Origin of the sequence: Streptomyces adustus (assembly GCF_009377175.1) — a bacterium.
Lineage (GTDB): Bacteria > Actinomycetota > Actinomycetes > Streptomycetales > Streptomycetaceae > Streptomyces > Streptomyces adustus.
This window is the reverse complement of the sequence record NZ_VJZD01000534.1, coordinates 1-1,472: the sequence shown is the minus strand read 5'-3', so window position 1 is coordinate 1,472 and position 1,472 is coordinate 1. Positions and strand designations below refer to the sequence as shown.

Here is a 1,472-nt window from a genome sequence, read left to right as displayed (position 1 = left end):
GCCGAGGAGGCTGCCGGTGATGTCGGGGCGGTGGGGGGTGGTGTCGTCCTGGTATTCGTCGCGCAGGCCGAGTTGGTGGCCGAGTTCGTGGGCGTAGTCGATGGGGTTGGCGTCGTGGTGCCAGGTGTGGTGGTCCATGGTCTTGTCGGAGCCGACGAGGTCGACGGTCAGGTGGGATTCGCTGCCCGGCGGGGCGACTTGGACGGTGATGTGGAGGAGGTCGCCGTTGGGGAGGCGGTGGCCGGGGGTGTTGTAGTAGTCCTGGACGCCTTGGGCGAGTTTGGCGTGGACGGCGGTGCTGTCGCCGCCGCGGTAGGCGACGGTGACGGTGAGGTCGGTGATCGTGTCGCCTTCGTGGCGGAAGCGGCGGACGTCGAAGGCTGAGGGGACGGTGAAGCGAGGCGTGCGGTCGAGGTGCATCCGGGGCCGTGTGGACGGTCCGGCCTCGGTGGTCGTGTCGTCCTGACCGGACGCGGGCTGTGTTTCCGCGAGGGCGAGGTCGACCTCGCGCAGAGCCTCGGCGAGGACGGCGGCCTGCCGGTCCAGCTCCTCCCGGAGCTCGAACTCCCTGCGGCGGTTCTCCTGTTCCTCCTGCGCCGCCCTGGTGAGGTCCGACGCCTCGGTGTGGAACCGCTGCCATGCGGTCGTCGCCTCCGGGTCGAGTCCCGAAGGCTGCCCGGCGGAGTCGAAGTTCCAGAAGTGGAGCGTGCCGTCCTCGTACCGTACGGCCAACTCGACCGGCTTCTCGGCCGTGGCCGCGGTCTGCGACGCGGCGAACAGAGCACGGCCCAGCTCCTGGGGATCCGGACGGGTGGGAGTCCCGTCCCCGGTCGCCGGTTCGGCGCCGATCGCCAGCCACAGCTGGGCCTCCGGGTCGGCGGGATCGATCTGTGCGGCCAGCAGATCGGGCAGGGCGTCCAGCGGATGGGTGCGCCAGTCCCGTAGATCCGCGGCGGCTCCCGCGGTCGACACCGAGCGGTCGGCGCCGGCTTGCACCATGGAGGCCAGGTCGTAGACCTGCGGATGGGTACGGGGCGGGGTGATGCCGTGGCCGAGGACATCCCGTTCCGCGACGCGCACGGTGGCGGTGCCGGTCACGTGCCGGGTTCCTTCCGGCCCCCGTACGGTCAGATGGGTGTCGACCAGTGCCTCATAGGTACGGGTGCCGTGCGAACCGTCCGCGGGGGCCGTCGTCGTCCCGGTCTTCAGCCATTCGCGGCGTCCCCCGGACGCACCGGCCGTGCTGCCCGTCGTCCGGGGCTGGCGGACCAGGACCGGGATCGTGGCTCCGCCGGCCGCCTGGTTGTCGTCGTCGTGGCTGTAGACGCCCTGGAAACTGATCCCGCCCGTCGTCGCGCCGTTGGACGAGGAGCCGCCCCCGGCGTTGCTGACGCGGAGCCGGTCCAGGGTCACGTCGGACGCCTCGGTGACCCGGCGTGGGTTGTGCAGGGTGACCGACAGGGAGGGAGGGG

At 71.7% G+C, this 1,472-nt stretch carries 1 pseudogene; it reads right to left on the bottom strand.

Annotated features, from left to right (window positions below):
- Positions 1-1,472 (bottom strand): annotated as a pseudogene (locus tag FNH09_RS47460) (hypothetical protein); the annotation flags it as partial.